This is a genomic window from Chroococcidiopsis cubana SAG 39.79, from assembly GCF_003991895.1.
GTDB lineage: Bacteria > Cyanobacteriota > Cyanobacteriia > Cyanobacteriales > Chroococcidiopsidaceae > Chroococcidiopsis > Chroococcidiopsis thermalis.
Window position 1 is genome coordinate 1 of the sequence record NZ_RSCK01000069.1, and the last position, 20,744, is coordinate 20,744.

Sequence of the window (20,744 nt, forward strand, 5' to 3'; positions counted from 1 at the left end):
CAGCTATTTATGCTGTTATGACTCGAATTATGCTACGTCGCCTATCTGCTTAAAGGTTTACTTTATAAATAGGTTCTAAAACGTCCAACCTTATCTGCCAAAGAAAAGGTGAGAGATTCTTGTGATTGAATTGCATTTTGGCGATAGTTGTTACTAGCAGAAATATAATTACTCACCCCGATTGCCATAGCTGGCAGTGTACCAAGGGCGATAGAAAAAGCAATTGCTTTAGTTGTTAATGAGAACTTCATGAGAGCTATTCCTTATGTTTGACGAAATTTTGAATCGAGAAAATATTGTTTTACACCATTGCCAATAAGTTTTTTGTTGCCATTTCTAGTTGTTGAGTATCATTTAAATTTTGACTTTCAAATCAATCTATTCAATGTATCAAGCAGTAATTTTTGATCGAACGTACCTTTAGTTAAATAAGCATTTGCTCCTGCTTCAGCACCTCGACGTTTATCTTCATCAGAGGCAAGAGTTGTGACGAGAATAATTGGTAACTCTTGATATTCTTTGTGTTGGCGAATTTTTACCGCTAGCCCCAAACCATCTAAATTCGGCATTTGCACGTCTGAGATCACAGCATCAAAACTACCTGTCCTCAACTTGTTGAATCCATCCGCCCCATCCACAGCAGCAGTCACGTCATAACCAGCACCCTCTAGCAAGCGCTTGACCTGAGTGCGGATAATAATTGAGTCTTCTACTAACAGCAGCTTTTGCTTGATGTGTACCTGCTGGAATTCGCTGGTATGTATGGCGACAGGCTTCTTCTGTACGGACTTGAGTAAATCTTGAGGATTGAGAACCATGCAAACTTCACCCGTGCCGAGGATAGTAGCACCAGTTACGTTCCGAACACGCTTGAGTAACTTACTTTGCGGCTTTAAAACGATATCTTGCCGATCGAGTAAAGCGTCTACTAACAACCCGAGGCGATCGCCGCCGACTTGCAGCACGACACAAGGTAGCATTTTGGCAGCAGATTTGAGACTAGGGGCGATCGCGGGCAATTCCAGTAGATCGTCCAGCCAAGCCACAGAGATCGGTTGACCTTCAATGGCGATCGTTTGACTGCCTTCCAAAGCAAAGATCTCTTGCCGAGACACGAGTAAGTTTGTCTGTACGAACTCCACTGGCAGTGCGTAGGACATGCGATTAACTTCCACAATCAAAACTTGAGTGGTGGCTAACGTCGTATCTAATTTGATCCGAAACTCACAGCCCATCCCAGGCAAAGATTCGATTTGGATCGTCCCCTTCATTCTTTCGACATTTGCCCGCACCACATCTAAACCAACCCCGCGACCAGAAATTTCTGTCACTGTCGTTCGAGTCGAGAAACCAGGGGCAAAAATCAGCGATTGAATTTGAGCTGTCGTCATGGCTTCCAATTCTTCTTCGCGGTGGAGTCCCCGTCGCACAGCAGTGCGTTTAATGCTATCGATATTCAAACCGCGCCCATCGTCTGTAACTTCAATCCCAATACTGCTAGCAGTTTGATACCCTCGCAAGTGAATAGTTGCCGTGCGTGGTTTACCCGAGTTTTCCCGTTCTTGAGGTGTCTCAATACCGTGATCGACTGCATTGCGTAATAGGTGCAGCAATGGGTCTTTCATTTCCTCTAGAATTCGTTTGTCTGCCTTGGTATCTCCGCCTTCAATGACTAGATTAATTTCCTTGCCTTGCTGCTTGGCTAAATCTCTGACGAGACGGGGAAAAAGCGCAAACATATTCGATAGAGGTAAAAGGCGTAAAGTCTTGATACCTGATTCTAATTCTCCAGTGACAATATCTAACCGAGCGGTGTCTTCGTAAGCTGTGCTTTTCAGATGGTTAATCAGAGAGCCGAGGCGTTCTAACCGTTGCTCCGACCGATGTTGAAAGTTCTGCAATTGCTTGACGTTGTTGGCTTGTAAGCCACGCTCTATCTTGTCAAACACCGAGCGATGGACAAAAGCATCCCGGCTCCACTCTTCCCAGAGGGTGAGAATTTCTTCAATTTCACCCATGCGTTGAGCAATTCGTAGTTTAGTCACTGTTAACTCACCCGCTTGAGTCATCAATGTATCGAGCTTTTGCGGTTCGACTCGAATCGTATCAATTTGATGATTACTGGTTTGGGCTGTCTCGCTTGCTTCGGCTGTTGGAACTGGCTGCGGCTTGGCTTTAGCTTCGGGGATGGGTAAGGGTTCAGGCTGTTTAACTGGCAGTGATGCAGGTGTAGGAAGAATCTTCGGTAATACAGGAGGTTCGGGTAAGAAGAAATCGTCGTCGAGTAGGTCAAATGATGCAGCGATCGCTTCAGATGGTTCTGCAAGGGACGGTTCGGAGAATAGACCGTCTTCTAAAGCAGTAACGGGCGGTTCGGGAAATAGATCGCTCTCAAATAGCGGGATGTCTGCGGTGGCTACGGGTTCGGTAAATATTGGAGTATCAGCAGGTAATAGTTCTTCATCTTCACTTGCAGGACTGGACTGCGCCCCCATTAATCGGGCGAGGACGTAAAAAAGATTGACGCTTGGGGCAACACCCGTAACCGCCTCATAGACGAACTGACGCATGGCATCGAGTCCCTGATAAAGGCGATCGCACAATTCTGCGGTTAAGTTGCTCTCACCCCGCTTGACTCCAACTAGTACTTCTTCAATTTGATGTGTCAGGGTTTCAACACCCTGTACTCCCAGCATTCGAGAGTCTCCTTTGAGGGTGTGAATCTCGCGCAAAAAGTCTTCGAGTTGTTCGCGATCGCCTGGATGTTTTTCTAAGTGCATTAAGCACTCTTCCAATTTCTGCATCCGTTCGGCACAAGCTGTTTTATATATATCTCTGAGTTCGGGATCGTCTATCATAAAATTGTCAAATTTCTTCGTCTACAACTAAGCTGTTTTTGGACAAAAGCTGAGGTAAGTCAAGTACGGTGAGCATTTTTTCTAAATAAGGGGCATTACCTCTAAGATATTCATCGTTAGCGGAATGTACTGCTACTGGTACTGGTGTCAGATCTGACGGACGTAGATACATGACATCAAAAACTTCATCTACAGGTATTCCAGCGATCGTCTCGTTAAAACTAATGACAATGGCTTTTGAGGTAGTTCGATCGCGATCGAGCGCTAAGTTTAAAGCCTGACGAATATCTACTAAAGTGACAATTTCTCCACGTAAATTCACGTTGCCAACAATATGATTTGGGCAGCATGGAATCTGAGTCACATGACAAATGTTGGTGAATTCCCGCACGACATCTAAATCTAGTCCAAAATATTCATCGTTAAGACCGAAAACTGCTAATGGTATGAGTCCTGTAAAATCAGAACTCTCGGCTTGCCGTCTCAAGTTCTCAGCCCGTTCGCGAAAAATTGCTGTTTCTTGTGGGGTAACTTGTGGATAATATAAATCGTAAAAACTATATTTATGAATACTTTCCCGATCGCTTAAATGTATTTCTTTCTCTTTTAATTGAGGGCGATCGCCAAAAGCTTCTATCTCATCTGAATCTCTGTTTAATACTGGTAAAATATCTTCAACTGAAGCAGAGCAGATGAGTTGCTCTGGATCTAGCAACATGATGATATCTGCATCTAGCTTGGCAATACTATGAATAAATCGAGCTGTAGACTCTTTGACTCGCCCGTATGAAATATTTGTTTCTATAACTTCAGGACTAATATTTTTGACTTCATAAACGGAATTAACAATAATACCAATCTGTAAATCTTGCCACTGTAGAACGATAACGCTATCGCTAAGGTGACAATTCTGCATTTTGTATCCTAAACGCAGACCGAGATGCATTATGGGTATGAGTTGAGAACGTAAATTGAGAATGCCTACAATATCTGTCGGTGCTTCAATGATAGGATTCAACTCTGGCAGCAGAAAAATTTCTTGTACGAGAGTTGCATCAATTCCATATCGCAAGTTATGCAAGCTGAAAATCAGATAAGGTTTAGTTTCCATTTGCTGTTGTCACTTGAATAATTAGCTTATTTATTGATGAATATTGACATTAATAAGCTTGGTTTTTGAATGTGAAAAAAATATTGCTTGATAGAGGCTGGGAAAAATGAAACAATTAACCTTGATTAGATAAATCGAAGGTAACTGCATCTTTATTATTAAAACTAATTCCTAATCCGATATATCTACCTACTATCTGACGTAACTGTTCTGCATCAAACGGCTTCGTTAAATAGTCGTTAGAACCAGCAAATTTACCCTTAACTTTATCAAAAAAACCGTCTCTTGCTGTTACCATAATAATTGGCAAGTCGCGAAACTGAGGAATACTACGCACAGTCCGACAAAGCTCTAAGCCATCTATCTCTGGCATAGAAACATCGAGTAGTAATAGGGAAATTTTTTCGTGATAAATGACGTTTAGAGCATCTACAGCATTACTAGCTAATATAACTTGGCAATAACCCGTCAGCGCTCGTTTAATCAGTTGTTGCATGACAGCACTGTCATCTACAGCTAAAACTGTAGATAAAGAGATTTGAGTTGTCGTAGTGTTGTTATTAGTTATGTCTAACCAGCCTGCTTGTATCCAATTCGCATAGGATTTTGTTATACTTAACGGATCTTTATTCAAACCTTCAGCGATATCCACTAGCGATCGCTGTCCGTTAACCCATTCTTGTAAATGTTTGCGTATATTTGGCTCTGTAATATTAGCTAAAGTATCGGATTTTAAATTTGGTACTGCATCCATTGACATAACAGTAGGTTTGAAGTTGTTCCATTGTTCCTGACGTTGAGTAATATCTAGCATTAGCTTTGATAATTCAACACCACGACAAAAATTGAGCTGCTTTTGGCTATCAAATTGAAACTTACCCGGATAAGGTAAAAGTTGTTCTACAGTTAATATTAATTGACTGTAAATAACAGACTCAATTTGTTCCCAGTTATATAACTGCATTTGCACCAAACGCTCTAGTACATCGCGAAGTGATGCTTGCTCTGGAACTTGGCGCATTGCAAAGGCTACAGCAGAAGCTACCCATTCTCGACTCAGTTTTTGTTCTAACAATTTGACTAAGCCTTGAGCATCTGGAACTGTTTTACCGCCGTAGAGGGTGCGTCCATCTTTCCAAATCAGCACGCGAGATTTTGCCGGCTTTTCTGAATCGACTTGTGCATCTATATACAAAACACCGCTTGCTTGTTTAGCTTGGATATTCTCTAATAGATTAGATAATTCCTGTGCTTGATACTGATTAGGCGACATAGTTTGCTTAGCCGTGAAAGTTGTGTAGTAAGAGAAACAGCACAGCTCGCTCGAATTGTCATCTAAATATGAGGCGCTTTTTGCTATATTGCTGCGTTTTTAGTATGGCAAACAGCAAAAAGTAATTGTATCGGTAGCAATACCGAATTATAAAGATAAGATAAGGTTTTTCAGTGTTATTACAGTGTTTTAATAACCAAACTTTTCATCAAGACTTAAAAAATATGTGACTCAAAAATACTGTCAAAATCAGTAGCTTAGGCAGACATGTAACTTTTGTAACTTCTTATAAGTGCATTTTGCTACTAAAGTCAAAAATAACTTCAAATATCTCTTATTTTGTCTAGTAAATCGAGATAACTAATACCTAACTGACACCTAACTATAGTGCATAGTGCGTAGTAGTGCGTAGGCTACAAAGCTGGTAATGGTGGGCGTTGCTCGCCCTATTAAATCATCTGTAGCGCTCCTAGATGAATCGTGAAATTGATTGTCCGTGTAGAGACGTTACATGTAACGTCTCTACACGGGAAACATTCATAAATCAATTTGGATTGCTATATTGTTCGTGAATAGATTTAGCATTGCTATAGCAGAATAAGATTGCCAAGCCTGCCAAAAAACGTAGATTGATAATATGCCCAAGAATAGACGAAAAACAAAACTAACTGTCCGATCTGGTAGTTTGGGTAAAACACGAGTACTAATTTGCGCCCCTAACAAACCACCACAACCTAATAATAAACCTGGTATAAATAATACGTTACCTGTTCCGGTATGACCGACAGTTGCAGAGATAGCTGTAATTACAATTACACCCAAACTCGTCTGAATTGCAACTTTTATTTCTTCTTTTAAAAGTAACATCTGAAGCGGAACCATAATCACTCCTCCACCTACACCAAATAATCCAGCAAGAATACCTGCTGCTCCTCCGGTGAAAAGTCGAGCGAGTAAAGGATTAAATTGCGTCTCTGTCGAAGTCTGTTTAGTCGTGAGGTGCTGGCGCAAGTTAACTAAATAAATATTGATGAGTAATAAAATACCAAAAGCCAGTAGCAGGATGTATGGTTGAATGCGACTAGCCACATACACGCCAATTTGTGAAGTTACAACCGCAGGAAATCCTAGCAAGCTCACCCGCTTCCAGTTAAAGTAACCCATGCGCCAGTTTTGGATGCTACCAGAAATAGAAGTGACTAAAATTGCTAAGCTGCTCGTAGCAACTGCTTGTATGGGTGCGTAACCTAGAGTAACTAGTAAGGGAACGAGAACAGTACCACCACCGATACCTAATAATCCGGCAAGAATACCAGAAAATAAGCCACCAGTAGCTAAGATTAGCCAGTTTTCCCTCATTATCTGTTGCTCCTACGTTCTAAAAGCGATCGCCTTTATGCTCGCCTTTGCGTTGTAGGTTGTATTATATTGCTAAAGTCTGTTTAATTTTAGTAATTAGTTCACTTGCTAAAACTCGCTCGTAAGGTTCGATCGCACTTGTGGGAGATAGTTTTTTCAGAAGTTCTAAGGCTGTAGCTAGCATTTTGTTGGCTCGCTGGCGATCGCCTACTTTTTCATAAAGCGAACCTAATTCTAGATAGGCTGCTATAGATTCAGGAGTAAGATAAATAATCTTTTTCAAAAATATTTTTGCTTGTTCTAAATCTTCTTGCTCTTCAGCGATTCGAGCTAATAGAAAATAAGGTTTTTCAGATAAATTATCGAGCTGTGTGGCTTGCTGACAGTAGTGAGTTGCGCGTTCGTAATTACCGAGATTTGCCCAGGATTGAGCAATTAAATAATAAGCATCAAAAGATTGAGGATGTTGGTGAATCAGTGTTTGAGCTGCTTGGATAGCTCTGCTATATTCTCCTGCTTGAAATAGGGTTTCTGCTGTGGCAAGATCGGAAGTAAATTGAGAGACGATCGCAGGTAAGGCAACAGGCGATCGCGGTGGTATTGACTTCGGTTTTAGAACGTCATTTTTAGGATAACTGAGTTTGAATTCTATTGGCTGATAATATATAGGTTTACGAAGAGTTTCGGTGATTTCTGCTTGTTGATTTAAGCTTTGAATGGAGGCAGAATCGGGTGTGTTTTTCGCTTCGGTTGATGTGTTTTGTCGTTGATAGACTATAGATTCTGTAAAAGCCTTCAATTGAAATTCATTGAGGTTTTGCCCTGAAAGCTCTGTATGACCGACAATTAAATATCCATAAGGTCTGAGAGTATGATAAAACTTCTCGATGACGGTAGCGATCGCATCAAAACTAAAATAAATAAAGACATTACGACAAATAATAATATCCATATCGTGGATATTGAGAGTTGAACTAGGAAAGGAGTCTTGTAACAAATTACTACACCGAAATTTCACCATACGGCGAATTTTTGGATCGAGTTCCCAACCAAGCTTGCGCTGCTGAAAATAGTGCTTCTGAATCTGAGGATCTACTTGACGAAAAGACCAAGGTTCGTAAATGCCTCGTTGGGCTTTTTCAATTGCTTCTAAATTAATATCGGTTCCAAATATAAAAACTTCCCAGTCGCTGAGATCGGGAATGAGTTCTTTGACTAAAATTGCAATAGAATAAGGTTCTTGACCGCTGGAGCATCCCGCACTCCAAATTCTCAGACTTGGCTTTTGTGTTAAAGAATGAAGACAAGCCTTTCTTTTACTCTCGATCAACTCAGGTAAAATTTGATGCTTGAGTAGCTTAAAATGTCCTTGGTCGCGAAAAAAATAAGTTTCGCCAACTGTTAATAAACCGAGTAGCTCTTGCCATTCTCTTTCGCTACTGGAGTCGATCGCTTCCAACTTCGATTGTTCAGTCGATCTTAGTAATAGTTGATAGTACTTTTCTGGAGCATCCAGTTTCAAAACCTTCATCCGTGTCTCTAGTTTTTTACAAAGCTCCTGGCGATCTTGCGGGCGAACTTGCAAACCCATACGTGCAGAAATCAGTTGGATAAAGTTTTGTACTGTTGTCTCATTCATTTCTAGGGAGCTGAGGGGTAAGGGATAGAATAGCCGATCGCTGCTAATTGCTTACCTCCAGTATTCCCATCTGTAGAAGCTAATCTCACACGAGCATTTGACTATGGGTAATGCATCTAGGTAAATTTCTAGAGAACGTGCAGTAAGGGCGATCGCAGGAGATTGAAATGCAGACTTTACCTATCAAGCGCTTGGATCGGGAGTTAATCGAGCGAATTGCTACTCAAGCGCGTCAAAGTCCGCGCTTGCGCCAGACTTATAGCTTTCATGATGGATCGGAAAAAGTACAGCGCTTCGTAAATATTCTCCAACCTGGTACTTATGTTCGTCCGCACCGTCACTGTCGCGATGGTGGGATAAACGGGTTTGAGTTCTTTCTAGTTTGCCAAGGTGCGCTAGGAATGTTAGTTATGAACGATCGAGGTGAGATCGTCACGACAGAACTTGTTAGTGCTGGTGGTGCAGTGTGGGGACTCGAACTTCCTGAAGCAACTTACCATACAGCAGTTGCTCTAGCTCCAGATACGATAATTTTGGAACTGAAAGAAGGACCCTACAACTCCAGTACGGATAAAGAATTTTTAGAGGAGTTTCCGGCTGAAGGTACGGATGCAGCTCAGCAGTTAGTAGCCACCTGGGAGACATATTTTGTGTAGAAAAGCGATCGCGTTTCTACTCATACGACTTGGTAAACAAAGCTCAGACTTGCCCAGTCGTTGACATCAAGAGCGTAAGTATCTGAAGAAGGGCTAACAGCGTCATTGCTGGCGCTAGCAGTAATGCGTGGAGGGGCGATCGCACTGGCATCCTGTAAATCTTTCATGACAGCTTGAATCACTTCTAGGGGATTGGATAAAACTCCAATGTATTCTGGCTCGTCGAGATCCCGATCGGTATTTGCCAAGACTGCTAAGGTTTGCGTAAAGCTGGCACTACTAAAAATCAGTTGATGCTCTGCCAACCCAGATGGTTTGTGAATCGTCCAGGTAAAATTAGCTGTGGATTGCGGTACGGTCGCCGTCTCTCCTGGCGCAATCTCTATATCCTTAAGAATTGGCTTAGAATTAGACTCGTTATTATCGGTAGGTAATTGAGAAGAGTAAAGGGCGACCGCGCTTTTGCTGCTATCTAAGCCCAGTAAGAGTAAATGCACCGGGCGATCGCCGTTATTCTGGACTCGATATTGAATGTGGCTACCGATTGGTATAGCAGGAATAGTATCGGGGGAAGTCGGAAGTTGTTTTTTGAGTTTTCCGATCGGAGTCGGTGTTTCTTCTTGTGGCGATCGCAGGGTTTCCCGTTGCATTAACACTCTGTTTTCGGGATCGAGCATTTCCAAAGTTGCTTTGACGTTGAGGTGAGAAGAACCGTCGTTGGTTGTCAGCCGCCAAATTTTAGCTGCTAATAGAGTTTGTAGCTTAGGTGACAACCGTTGCACGGCAACTTTTACCGCTTCGCCAAATTCTCCAGTTGTATTGGGGATCGGTTGGCGATCGAGTGTAAATAAACCGTAGCGAGATGCAGGCGAACCCGCATTTGCGACAATTGGTGTTTCTGCCGATTTTGGCGGAGGAACTAAACCAAATACATAATCTGCTAATTGTTCGCTCGTCGTAGCAAGGGACACGAAAGGCATAGCAGCAAATGCACTGGTAGCATCTACCCGTTCGATCCGTTCTAGGCTCGGATCGAGAGCAATAATCAAGCGAATATTACGGGGTAAAACTCTGACGGCTTCTTGTACTAACTGTCCGACTTGCGGAGAATCATTGCTAGAAGCACGCACGACTTGAGCTTTTGCAGTTAACCCATTTCGCGATCGCACTTGTAATTGAAGGGGTGAGGAGCGAGGAGTGGGGAGTGAGGCGTTTTCCTTGTCTCCCCCCTCTCTCTTGTCCCCCTTGTCCAAAGAAACCAAATTTAATTTAGAGCCAGCCTCGTAGTAGGCAAGGACTGTAGGTGGTAGTCCAGCCAGCCATAACTGAGCGCTCTTTTTGTCTTCTTCTACAGCCATGACAACACCATCAGCACTTATGCTAGGTTCCTGACTGAGGTAGTCAGTGAGAGTGGACTGAGGATTTTTTTGACTGTTGACTTGTGGCTGCTGCTCGTTACCTACTAATTGCTCTACTGTGCCACTAACACGGCTGAGACTGACTTGTACTGTTGTCGCTGGAGTTGCTTCCCAGAGGTGTTGAGTTAAGGCATAGGTAAACAGTCCAGCGCTAAAACCATTCCAAGCTGTCTCAATCGCACTTTGGGTAGGACTAGCTGCGGCGATCGCAACACCAGGAATATTGGCAGTCGGTGTAGGTTTAATTGAAGCATCTACACTGCCGCAAATAATCCGATCTAAAACGCCTTGACAAAGGAAGTCTTGCTGAAGCTGTTGTTGAAAAGCAAGTTCGGCTGCGCTTACTTGTCCTGGAAGCGTTTGCGGAAAAGAGCGCACGCGCAAGTTAGCTGGAAGAATTTTAACAGGAGTGCCAAAACTCGTATCGAGAAAAGTTGCAATTTGTCTAGTTGGCAGCGATCGCAACAGCAGCCATAAAGTCTCATCTAGAAGATCTTCACCATCAGCGCAAACTAAACTATTGACAGGAAATTGATTGTTGGTTGTCTCGAATTCCGAATTCCGAATTCCGAATTTTGAATTCAAAACCCGCCGCCCGTAGCCGCTAAAGTGAAAAACAACGGTATCCCCAGTTTTGGCTTGCTGCGTGAGATGTTCTAAGAAAGCAGCTTCAACTTGTTTTCGAGTGGCTTGTCGATCGGTAAGGGTAAGAATATCAGCTGGATTGAACCCAAATCGGTGAACGAGCAGTTCTCTTTGTAGTGCCACATCTGTTAGGCAACCACCCAAAGACAAAGTAGCGGGATATTGGTTAATCCCTACTAAGAGAGCTAATTTCCGTCCCGTTGGCTGGGCGAGTGCATGGGCATAGCGATCGCCTATTCGCAGCCACCCAGCATCAACCACACCCAATGTTGCGATCGCTTGAGCTAATCGTCTCAGAAAATCTCGCCGCTTCATTTTAGCTATCAGCTACTACTGGTCTCACCAGCTACCAGCCTATCAATAAACTAGGGAGTCAGTTATCAGTTATCAGCAAGAGAGTGACTGGTGACTGGTGACTAGATGAAGAATTCTACTACTAGCTACTAGCTGTAATGACACACAAGGTTAGTTCAAAATTCTGCTTGTTAAATGCTTTTAGGCAGAGGAGCGATTTCGGCTAACGTCATGTGTCAATCCAACTAGTCACCAGCCACTAGCCACCAACCACTCACAAATGACCAATTAAATCTCATATTGGGTAATATTCATGGCTTTAGCTAGTTCTGCTGCAACTTCTGGTCGGGAGAATTCTGGTGGTGGCAGTTCACCGCGCCGCAACATTTCCCTGACTTTTGTTCCCGATAGGTGAATTCGTTCTTCGGGTCGAGAAGGGCTAGTTTTGGTAGTTGCCATTTGCAGAGTCCGCTTGCAGTAGAAGGCGTGTTCAAATTTTAATGGCATAATTCCTAATTCTTTTGGCTCAAACTCGTCAAAAATATGTTGAGCGTCATACGTACCGTAGTAGTCTCCTACTCCAGCATGATCGCGTCCGACTATAAAGTGGGTACAGCCGTAGTTTTTGCGGATGAGAGCGTGGAAGATTGCTTCCCTTGGACCCGCATAGCGCATGGAAGCAGGATTGATTGCCAGAATAACTCTGCTTTCAGGGAAGTAAAATTCCAACATGAGTTTGTAGCACTGCATCCGCACTTCGGCAGAGATATCATCACTTTTTGTTACCCCTACTAATGGGTGTAGGAATAAACCATCAACAATTTCGAGGGCGCACTTGATAATATATTCGTGCGCTCTATGGATGGGGTTACGTGTTTGAAAACCAACGACTGTGCGCCAACCTTTTTCTCTAAAAAGTTCGCGGGATTTGGCTGGATCGATTTGATAGTCGGGAAATAAAGGGTGTGGATCGCGGTGTAACAACCAAATGGAACCCGCTAGGTTAACTTCACCTTGGTTGTAAACAACGGCTACGCCAGGATGTGCTTCGTCATCGGTGCGGTAAACGCTGACTGCTTCACGGATTTTGTCATAACGATACTTTTGTGATAGTTCTAAAACTCCAATAAAGCGATCGCTTTTATCGTCTAGCCGGACTAAACTACCTTCTTTCAGTGGTGCTGCAACTTCTTCACTGACAGAGAGAGTAATGGGAATTGACCAAGGTAGACCGTTACTCAGGCGCATATTGTCAACGACTGACTGATAGTCTGCTTGTGCCATAAATCCAGTCAAGGGACTGAATGCACCAATTGCAATCATTTGCAAATCGGAAACTGCCCGTTCGTCTAACTGGACTCTAGGCAGAAAATCAGCCTTGTCTAGGAATTCTAGACGCTGTGCGTGGTTGGCAATGCGGTTAATTAATTGTCCGCCGTGGGGAGCAATACCATCTATGCGATCGCTCGTCATATCTTTAAATTTTGTTTAGATCTTGGCTGCAAGCATTTATAGTACCAAGATTATGTATCTTGCTACAAAGCAATCGGCTAGAAGTCAAAAGTCAAAAGTCAAAAGTCAAAATTCTTTCTAAATTCTCCCCACCGCACTCTTCATCCTACACCCTCTTTCCTACACCCTGCTCCCTTCTTACTGAGAACAGCGATCGCACCATTCTTGATAGAGCTTTTGTTTTTCTGGACTGTCTACGACAATTTCAACTCGAATTTGCTGACATCCATGTTGGCGTTCGCGGGCGATCGCGTTTAATAATAGACTGGCAACTTTAGGCGAATCAAATCTACCTGTTACTGTCAATTCACCTACACTTTGGTTTTTTTCACCAACACTCCAGGAATTCAATTTGCGATCGGCAAGAGTTTCTTGTCCTAAATTAATTTCTGCTATTTGCTTGTGTTCTGGATTAACCTGTTCTACAATCAGCTTCTCATACCGTACTGGTACTTCTACCATCCGCGTTTCTATTTCTTTGCGGACAATAACTTCGCCAACTTTACGTTTTTTTCGCTCTACTACTACTCTTTCTGCTAGTAATTTAATAATCTCTTCTGTTGATAAGTCTTGAGATGAACTCAATTGGGTGTTAGCTTGGTTGTCTATTTCGCTGGTCATAGGTACTGATAGTTCCGGTGGTACAACTTCCAATTGCCTTACTAAAGGTTCGCTAGTAGCAACTTCTAAGCGATCGCCTGTCATCATTATGTCTTGACTGCTACTTGAATGCAGTTCTCGGTCGGGTTCTTGAGTGACTCGCTCTATTTCTTCAGGTACAAATGTAAAATCGACTGCTACAACTTTATCTGCTACTTCAATTTTTCGTATTTGCTTACTGTTGATTTGCAAGTTTGAAGCTAAGTTACCAACCTTAGAAGACACGATCAATTGTAACTGCTGTTGGCGATCTACAATGATATCCTTTACTATGCCAATTCGATCTCCTTGCAAATTTACGACGAAGAAACTCTTTAATTTCTTTCTGAGTTTTTCCACCAAGAAATTGAAATGGCTGCGATCGGACGTTGGATATATCATTTTAGAACACCTATTTCAAAACTTATTAAAAAATATTCGTATTGAAAATATAATTATTTCTATAAAAATGTATTAACTCTGGTTATAAATGAAAGGTATGTTCTTAATGTGGTAGGAAAGAGCTTTTTAATGCGATCGCCAGAAAGATAAAATTCAAAAAAGACGTTGTGAAAAAGTACAGACAGTGCATGATTTGCGCTCTGTCTGTACTTACTTTTAAGAAGTAGCGATCCCTACTTCCAGTATGTCTTAGATGCGATCGCGGTTTTCATCAACTGGTAAGTTGCCAGTGTTTACATCCAACTCTTCGCGGCGGATGGTTTCTTCGGCATTAACAGTTTGATGATCTACGACCTTTTTCACTTTAACTTCTTCACGCACGAACGCTTCTTTACGAATTTCAGGCGTTTCTTCATAAACTTCCATCCGTGCTACTTCTCCCTCACGGAAGTCTACTTCGCCAGGTGCTACAGGTCTACCAGCATCCGTCGGTGTCACGCGCTCGATGACGACTCGCTCTTTTTCTACGGGTACTGCAACTCTCTCTGTTTCAATCTCTACATGCTTGCCAATTGTAACTTCCCCAGTCTTGACGCGACGCTTGTTGGCAATCAATCTTTCTTCGTAGAGTTTGAGACTCTGGTGGTTTTGCTCGTTAAGATTGTACAAGTCTGAATCGTGGTCGTCATACTTGTACGTGTCGCGATTGTAGCTAGCTGCTGCTGTGTAGCCTGCATTAGAACGAGATGGATCTAGGGGTGCAGTTGCATCAAGTGGTGCAGTTGCATCAAGTGTAGCCTCACGCTCGACTGGAGCAGCTGCGGTTGAACCCATCGTACCCATCGTACCCATCGTACTTGCTGTACCATAATTTGGGGTACGATAAACTCCTCTGACTCTCTCTTCGTAGTCGTAATCGACTGAATCGTGTTCGTTATACTCTGGTAAATTTTCTGCTTGTTCGCGAGTCAAACCAGTTACATATATACGGTCTGCATTGTAATCAATTCTGGCGCGACCCATTGGCAACAAAACTTTTTTGCCAAAAATCCAAAAACCTAGATCTACTATAAAATAGCGAAAGCGCCCTTCTTCATCTACTAAAATGTCACTAACTGAGCCAATCTTTTCATCATTTTCTGAATACACGGAGTAACCCTTCATATCGCGATCGTCAAAGCTGCTGCGATAATCGGGATCGAAATCTGAGATTTTATGTAAAGCCATAATTTGTTTTCTCCCGCTTCAATTTCTCCTATCCTAGAAAACAATTTTTCACCTCATCATCTCCCAAATGAAATATTCAATTTCATCCTGGGAATGAGTTATTTCTACGGGCAGTCCGCAATTAGATAAGTGTTGTTTCGTTTCCTTTAAGTTTTTTCTAGAAAAGAAAGAACGACAAATTTGCCACTGGAGGCGATTTGTAGGTTTTTTCTGCTACTCACAGTAAAGCCATACTCATAACATTTCCTCTTACTATTGGAGGAGATTGTTTAAAGACCATACTTCTATGGATAGATTGTTCGGCATTACTTATATATTTTGATTTAGTAGGGTGGGCAACGCCCACCTGATAATAAGTTGACAACTAGTAAGGGTAAGAGCAGATTAATCGCGATCGCGCATCCGATTAACTACATTTACGTCTAACTGACCTTTAACTGTCACATCTAGTTCTTGATGGCGCACTGTTTCTGTTGCTTCTACAATATCTTGTTCTATTACTTTTTTAACTTTGACTTCTCTGATTCTTCTCTGACAAAAGCTTCTTTATAATTAGAATCGAAGTCTACAAGCGTGTGCAGTGGCATACTTATACTTCAGAATAGTAAAAAGATGATATAGATTAAAAGCGCCTGATTTTAGGTTCATCCAGCTGGCGACTGACATCTGAACTGTTGCTGGACGTATATTTTAGATAGGTAACGATCGATTTTCTGAGCTGCTTGGTAAGACAATGTTTAACGATTCATGGTTGAAGTTATTGCAGCAAAATAGAGCGATCGCTGTGATCCGTGCCAATAAAATTGAGCTAGGTTGTCAAATGGCAAAAGCGGTAGCAGCAGGAGGAATGCAGTTAATCGAAGTTACTTGGAATAGCGATCGCCCTGCCGAGTTGATTTCGCAACTGCGTCGCGAGTTACCTGCTTGTACAATTGGTACGGGAACGATTCTAACTTTAGAACAACTACAACAGGCGATCGCCTCTGGAGCGCAATTTCTCTTCACTCCCCATGTCGATTCTGTCTTAATTCAAGCTGCTGTAGCTCGGGGTATACCGATCGTACCAGGGGCGCTCTCTCCCACAGAAATTGTCACGGCGTGGATGGTGGGAGCGAGTTGCGTTAAAGTGTTTCCCGTGCAAGCACTAGGAGGCGTTAGCTATATTAAGAGCCTACAAGCACCGTTGGGAAATATTCCTTTAATTCCTACAGGTGGAGTCTCGTTAGAAAATGCTAAAGAATTTATTGCAGCGGGTGCGATCGCGGTAGGCTTATCCGGTCAGTTATTTCCCAAAAATTTTATTGAATCAGAAAATTGGGAGGCGATCGCGCAATTGGCTAAAACTTTGATGTTGGATGTGTTTGAGCGGGAGTCGTAGGGGCGGGTTTCATGGAAAATTCCTGCGAACAACCAGAAAATCTGCAACTAAACCCGCCCGTGCGGGAGTCGAGGACAAGGAAACAAGGGATAGTTAACGGACTAACTACCGATTACCAATTACCAATTACCAAGTATTGTCTACTCTCCATTCACAAATTCTAGATAACTATGACTCAACTCCTTCACCGCCAACTCATAGAACTGCTTCCCGTGTTCGGGGGTTGCTAAGGCGGGATCGGAACCCATTCTGCCATCAGGATAACGACGGCGGAAATCTTCTGCACCGTAGATTTTATATCCTCTTCCCACTTCTGGCGATAGAGGCGCTTGTTTGATTGCTTCTGGATAAACGTACTGGGTGAGTGCAACTTCGCTTGGCGTAGCGTGAGAACCTTCTTTGTCACCGTATAATTCTTTTGCTAGCTGGTAGACAGAACCGCACATAAACCAGTTACCCAGGTAGCACTTGATGTTATCAGCATTAGGTAGGTTGAGATCGGCTAAATGAGCGTAGGTTTCGGAAAATGCTGCTTTAAGAGTGGCAATGTTACCACCGTGACCGTTGATAAAGAAGAATTTAGTAAATCTAGCCTTTGCTAGACAAGTCACGTATTCTTTCACCACCTGAATCATCGTGCTGGGTCGCAGGCTCATAGAACCAGGAAAAGCAGTGTGGTGCAGTGCCATCCCAATGTTGATTGTAGGTGCAACCAGTGCTTGCGTCGCCTCTCCTACTCCTTTAGCGATCGCTTCTGCACAAATCGCATCCGTTCCAATCAGTCCTGTAGGTCCATGTTGCTCTGTAGAACCAATCGGCATAATTACGCCTTGGGAATGCTCTAGATATGCTTCTACTTCCAGCCAGGTACTCAGATGCAATAACATGACTTACTCAGATAGCAATACTCTTCTTTGATTATGAGCGATCCATAAGTTTTATGTTTTGTATTTTGGCTTGTGGAAGTATTCTCAATTACCTTCGTACATCAAAAACTGGTATACCTGGAACTTAGCAGTTTTCGATCGCTTATCAGATCTATCAAATTTCTTTAACTGACTCGTTACGATTTGGGTGGCTTTTACTTTCTGTCCGCTATCACCGTTGCCACTGTTTGCTCAATCGCGAGAACTCTCTGATTTTCACGCGCTTATCTACCCTGCTCTTGACATCTACTGGTTGTTTGTATAATTTCTTTCATCAGTAGTGTAGCTAACTATTAAATATTCTAATCACAGTCTGAGATTTTCTCAGTTTTTGGTTTTTGTGTTGAGTTGACGCCCCAGCATCCCCAGCTCCTTTCCCGCTTGGAACTCAGCAAGAGATGGAGGTCGCCTACTGCTGTAGACATGGCTTAGGCGTTTATTGCCAATTACCTCCGTCTATGCCCCAATGGTGCTTGAGCAATTCCTTGTAGGTGGCTTCGCGCATGACCATTTGCCGATATAACTTCACGAGGAAGTCTTGTGCCTGTTCTCGATCCATCTTCTCCACTTGAGTTTCAAACGAGCGGATGTTGAATTGCTGTTCGAGTGAGAGTTCAATTGGGTGACTCATATTAACTCCTGAAAACAAACGTAGTGACTGAGTTGCTTCTAGCTCGGCTTCGTGGAAGCTTTGCTTGAGTATAACAGCAGTTGTTTCTCTATGTATTAACAAATTTAACAACTGCTTGACAAGATGCGCTACTTCTTATTGGGTATACATATTAAATCAAAAGGCAGAATCTCGATTTCGGTAGATTTGAGGAAATTTATCGATACTTTTAACAATTTCTGTCACAGAAAAATGCTCAGACCGAACAAAAATAAGTAGTTATACTTATAGATAGACCTAAATGCAGCGGCTTGGGAAGTCAAAAGCAGGAATTGTCGGGGCAGGTTTTGGTCGAAAATTTCCAGTTGTGGCGATCAATTTTCTAACCCTGCCCGTACAACAGTCATGTATTCAAATCGTTTATGTTTGCTGGGGATCGAGGTTTTAGGAATCTGCGGCGAGTCGGCGAAATGTATAGCAGGTTGCATATCTCAATCTTTGCTGTATGGCAGGCGATCGCCATCTCACTTGCGAACGAAACAAAATAGGGTGCGTTGTGTAACACACCCTACATTCACTACTCGCTGATAATTGACAACTGATAACTGATTTAAAACATTTTGTCGTAGCGATCGAGGCGCATCAGCAGGCGAATCAGAGAAAATCCAGTTCCAGCAGCGATCGCCCCAGGGATCAATGCTAACCAAGCAAATTGACTAATCAATAGAATTGTTGCCGAAATCGTGAAGGAACTGACAATTAGAGCGTAAGTAATGGCGACTTGGACGCTACTCTGTCGCCGCAACAAGCGTTCTGTTTCAATTGACCGTACCCGCACGCGCAAATCTCCTCGTTCCAGTTTTTCGAGGGTGTCTTCTAAGCGTCTTGGTAAGCCGAAAGCGGTACTACCCACTTGGGCAGCTTGACGACTTAATTCGTTCAAGAAGCTATTGCCATCAACAGAACCATTACCATCAGTCATAAGCTGGAATGCAAAAGGTTTAGCAACTTCCATAAAGTTGAACTCAGGGTCTAAGCCCTTGCCGACCCCTTCGAGAGTAGAAAAAGCCCGCATGACGAACGTAAAAGTAGCCGGAAAGCGAAATGGCTGACCGTAGGCAATTTCATAAAGATCGTCGCTAATCGCACTCACCGATTGATTTTCAAACGGCTTATCCATGAAATTGTCTAGCATAAACTGCACCGATCGCCGGACTGGACCCATATCATCTGTAGGTGCTAAAGCGCCCAGTTCTACTAAAGATGCAACCACGCGACCGCCATCTTTTTGTGCAATGCCAAACAGAGTTTCCATTAACTGTTCGCGCACGTTTGCCTTAATTCGCCCCATCATGCCAAAATCATAAAAAATCAGCGATCCTGCGGGACTGACAGCGATATTACCTGGGTGCGGGTCGGCGTGGAAGAAGCCATTGTGCAGTAACTGATGTAAATAGGCTTCTGCTCCTTGTCTAGCTATTAACTTCCGGTCTAAGCCAGCGGCTTCTATCGCTTCATAGTGGCTGATCTTGATTCCTGGTGCGTATTCTAGAGTTAAAACCTGTGGGGAAGTGTAACGCCAGTAAATTCGAGGGACTTTAACCCAATCGTATTCGCGAAAATTGCGGCGAAACGTATCGGCATTGCGACCTTCATTTAAATAATCGATTTCTTCCCAAAGAATGCGACAACACTCTTCATATATTCCCAGCCAATCGCGACCGCGCCCCCAGTCGGGATGATTTTGAAAGTAGCGCGTAATACCTTTGAGAATCGCTAGGTCAATTTCAAACAGTTTTTTTAATCCAGGGCGTTGTATTTTGACAACAACCTCCTCACCCGATCGCAATTTAGCTTTATGGACTTGACCTAAACTCGCCGCTGCTAGAGGTATAGGCTCAAAACTATGAAACAATTCGGGAATCTTTTTGCCTAATTCTCGTTCTACCGTTGTTTCTACTTGCTCGTAGCCAAAGGCGGGAACTCGATCCTGGAGCTTTGCAAGTTCCTCGACATATTCGCCAGGAAATAGGTCGGCGCGGGTAGAGAATAGCTGTCCGACTTTGATAAAGGTCGGACCCAGATCCAATAAAGTATTGCGAATCCAGATTGCCTGTTTTTTGCGCCTAGCAATCTTTCTAGCTTCAGTTACGCCGCCTGGATAGCTCCAAGCTTTTCCATCTAGCCACAATCCAAACAGTAGCGTCAGGACAAACATCCAAATGTCTACGAACCGTCGTTGGCGCGAGTAATTTTCGCGGTTCCAACGATAGGACTTATTCGTGTAAGTCTTCTCCATGCGATCGGCGTAACTTGTAATTTGGGCGGAGTCGGCAGAAAAAACAGACACTGAGCGAGCAGTAAGGGGTAAGGGGTAAGAGATGCTATTAGAGGGAGTTACTGCGATAGCGTTGTAATTCAGCCCGCAATAAGGCAATTTCAGCCCGCATATCGTCGATTGTTGCCTGCAAGTCGGCGGGTTGCGAGCTTTGAGGTACTATCTCCGTAGTACTTCTACCTACAGTCGATACTTCCATTTCCCGCTCTGCTCGCTCCGTCACCTGTTCGGTAAATTGCCGCAGTTGCTCTCGTGCTTCAGCATCAAATTTACCTAATTCGCTCAGAGCATCGGTCAATGCATTTTCTAACTTTTCGCTGACAATTTCAGCTGCTGCCCTACCGACAAAGAAGGCATGAACCAGAGGATTACTCATAGCTACAAATTTCTACACAATTGCCATCCGCAAAGATTATAACTTGCTGGCTCGCTCTCATGCTTGTACCTTTTGTGAGGTGT

17 protein-coding genes are annotated in these 20,744 nt (G+C 43.1%); 3 read left to right on the forward strand and 14 right to left on the reverse strand.

Annotation, left to right across the window (positions count from 1 at the left end; all coding sequences use genetic code 11):
* Positions 1 to 62: 62 nt before the first annotated feature.
* The 6 genes from DSM107010_RS27260 to DSM107010_RS27285 all read right to left on the reverse strand — a co-directional run bounded on the left by DSM107010_RS27260 (position 63) and on the right by DSM107010_RS27285 (position 8,240).
* Complete coding sequence (locus DSM107010_RS27260; RefSeq protein WP_127024356.1) at positions 63 to 251, reverse strand: hypothetical protein; 189 nt, start codon at positions 249 to 251, stop codon at positions 63 to 65.
* A 117-nt stretch (positions 252 to 368) separates the two neighbouring features.
* The gene (locus DSM107010_RS27265; protein ID WP_127024359.1) at positions 369 to 2,858 is read right to left on the reverse strand and encodes a hybrid sensor histidine kinase/response regulator; all 2,490 of its coding nucleotides are present in this window, start codon (positions 2,856 to 2,858) and stop codon (positions 369 to 371) included.
* Between the two features lie 7 nt (positions 2,859 to 2,865).
* Positions 2,866 to 3,969, reverse strand: coding sequence for a chemotaxis protein CheW (locus DSM107010_RS27270; protein ID WP_106168562.1), 1,104 nt, complete (start codon positions 3,967 to 3,969; stop codon positions 2,866 to 2,868).
* Between the two features lie 115 nt (positions 3,970 to 4,084).
* Entirely contained in the window at positions 4,085 to 5,242 is a 1,158-nt protein-coding gene (locus tag DSM107010_RS27275) for a response regulator (RefSeq protein WP_106168563.1), read from the reverse strand.
* Positions 5,243 to 5,779: 537 nt separating this feature from the next.
* The gene (locus tag DSM107010_RS27280; RefSeq protein WP_106168564.1) at positions 5,780 to 6,601 is read right to left on the reverse strand and encodes a sulfite exporter TauE/SafE family protein; all 822 of its coding nucleotides are present in this window, start codon (positions 6,599 to 6,601) and stop codon (positions 5,780 to 5,782) included.
* A 64-nt stretch (positions 6,602 to 6,665) separates the two neighbouring features.
* The gene (locus DSM107010_RS27285; RefSeq protein WP_106168565.1) at positions 6,666 to 8,240 is read right to left on the reverse strand and encodes a CheR family methyltransferase; all 1,575 of its coding nucleotides are present in this window, start codon (positions 8,238 to 8,240) and stop codon (positions 6,666 to 6,668) included.
* A 167-nt stretch (positions 8,241 to 8,407) separates the two neighbouring features.
* Here DSM107010_RS27285 and DSM107010_RS27290 point away from each other — a divergent pair, with 167 nt between their 5' ends.
* Positions 8,408 to 8,896: a WbuC family cupin fold metalloprotein gene (locus DSM107010_RS27290; RefSeq protein WP_015152120.1), complete on the forward strand. Its 489-nt coding sequence runs from the start codon at positions 8,408 to 8,410 to the stop codon at positions 8,894 to 8,896.
* 20 nt (positions 8,897 to 8,916) lie between these two features.
* On the opposite strand, the gene DSM107010_RS27295 is transcribed toward DSM107010_RS27290, so the two are convergent.
* From DSM107010_RS27295 to DSM107010_RS27310, 4 genes are all read right to left on the reverse strand, one after another.
* Positions 8,917 to 11,274 (reverse strand): caspase family protein, encoded by a 2,358-nt coding sequence (locus DSM107010_RS27295; RefSeq protein ID WP_127024362.1) that lies wholly within the window; start codon positions 11,272 to 11,274, stop codon positions 8,917 to 8,919.
* Positions 11,275 to 11,541: 267 nt separating this feature from the next.
* The gene (gene sat / locus DSM107010_RS27300; protein ID WP_015152118.1) at positions 11,542 to 12,726 is read right to left on the reverse strand and encodes a sulfate adenylyltransferase; all 1,185 of its coding nucleotides are present in this window, start codon (positions 12,724 to 12,726) and stop codon (positions 11,542 to 11,544) included.
* A gap of 177 nt (positions 12,727 to 12,903) precedes the next feature.
* The gene (locus DSM107010_RS27305; protein WP_127024365.1) at positions 12,904 to 13,806 is read right to left on the reverse strand and encodes a DUF2382 domain-containing protein; all 903 of its coding nucleotides are present in this window, start codon (positions 13,804 to 13,806) and stop codon (positions 12,904 to 12,906) included.
* 249 nt (positions 13,807 to 14,055) lie between these two features.
* The gene (locus DSM107010_RS27310; RefSeq protein WP_106169998.1) at positions 14,056 to 15,033 is read right to left on the reverse strand and encodes a DUF2382 domain-containing protein; all 978 of its coding nucleotides are present in this window, start codon (positions 15,031 to 15,033) and stop codon (positions 14,056 to 14,058) included.
* Between the two features lie 733 nt (positions 15,034 to 15,766).
* Between DSM107010_RS27310 and DSM107010_RS27320 the strand changes: the two genes are divergently transcribed.
* Together DSM107010_RS27320 and DSM107010_RS38780 are read left to right on the forward strand one after the other, a co-directional pair.
* Complete coding sequence (locus tag DSM107010_RS27320; RefSeq protein ID WP_106170492.1) at positions 15,767 to 16,411, forward strand: bifunctional 4-hydroxy-2-oxoglutarate aldolase/2-dehydro-3-deoxy-phosphogluconate aldolase; 645 nt, start codon at positions 15,767 to 15,769, stop codon at positions 16,409 to 16,411.
* An 11-nt stretch (positions 16,412 to 16,422) separates the two neighbouring features.
* Positions 16,423 to 16,575, forward strand: a complete 153-nt coding sequence (locus DSM107010_RS38780; RefSeq protein WP_158631876.1) for a hypothetical protein — start codon at positions 16,423 to 16,425, stop codon at positions 16,573 to 16,575.
* Here DSM107010_RS38780 and DSM107010_RS27325 read toward each other — a convergent pair.
* From DSM107010_RS27325 to DSM107010_RS27340, 4 genes are all read right to left on the reverse strand, one after another.
* Complete coding sequence (locus DSM107010_RS27325) at positions 16,552 to 17,298, reverse strand: creatininase family protein (protein ID WP_106170490.1); 747 nt, start codon at positions 17,296 to 17,298, stop codon at positions 16,552 to 16,554. The genes DSM107010_RS38780 and DSM107010_RS27325 overlap by 24 nt on opposite strands.
* A gap of 475 nt (positions 17,299 to 17,773) precedes the next feature.
* On the reverse strand, positions 17,774 to 17,968 hold the full coding sequence (locus DSM107010_RS27330; RefSeq protein WP_015152113.1) for an NblA/ycf18 family protein: 195 nt from the start codon (positions 17,966 to 17,968) through the stop codon (positions 17,774 to 17,776).
* Between the two features lie 589 nt (positions 17,969 to 18,557).
* On the reverse strand, positions 18,558 to 20,246 hold the full coding sequence (locus DSM107010_RS27335; RefSeq protein WP_106217853.1) for an ABC1 kinase family protein: 1,689 nt from the start codon (positions 20,244 to 20,246) through the stop codon (positions 18,558 to 18,560).
* A gap of 88 nt (positions 20,247 to 20,334) precedes the next feature.
* On the reverse strand, positions 20,335 to 20,661 hold the full coding sequence (locus tag DSM107010_RS27340) for a DUF6825 family protein (protein WP_015152111.1): 327 nt from the start codon (positions 20,659 to 20,661) through the stop codon (positions 20,335 to 20,337).
* Between the last annotated feature and the right edge of the window lie 83 nt (positions 20,662 to 20,744).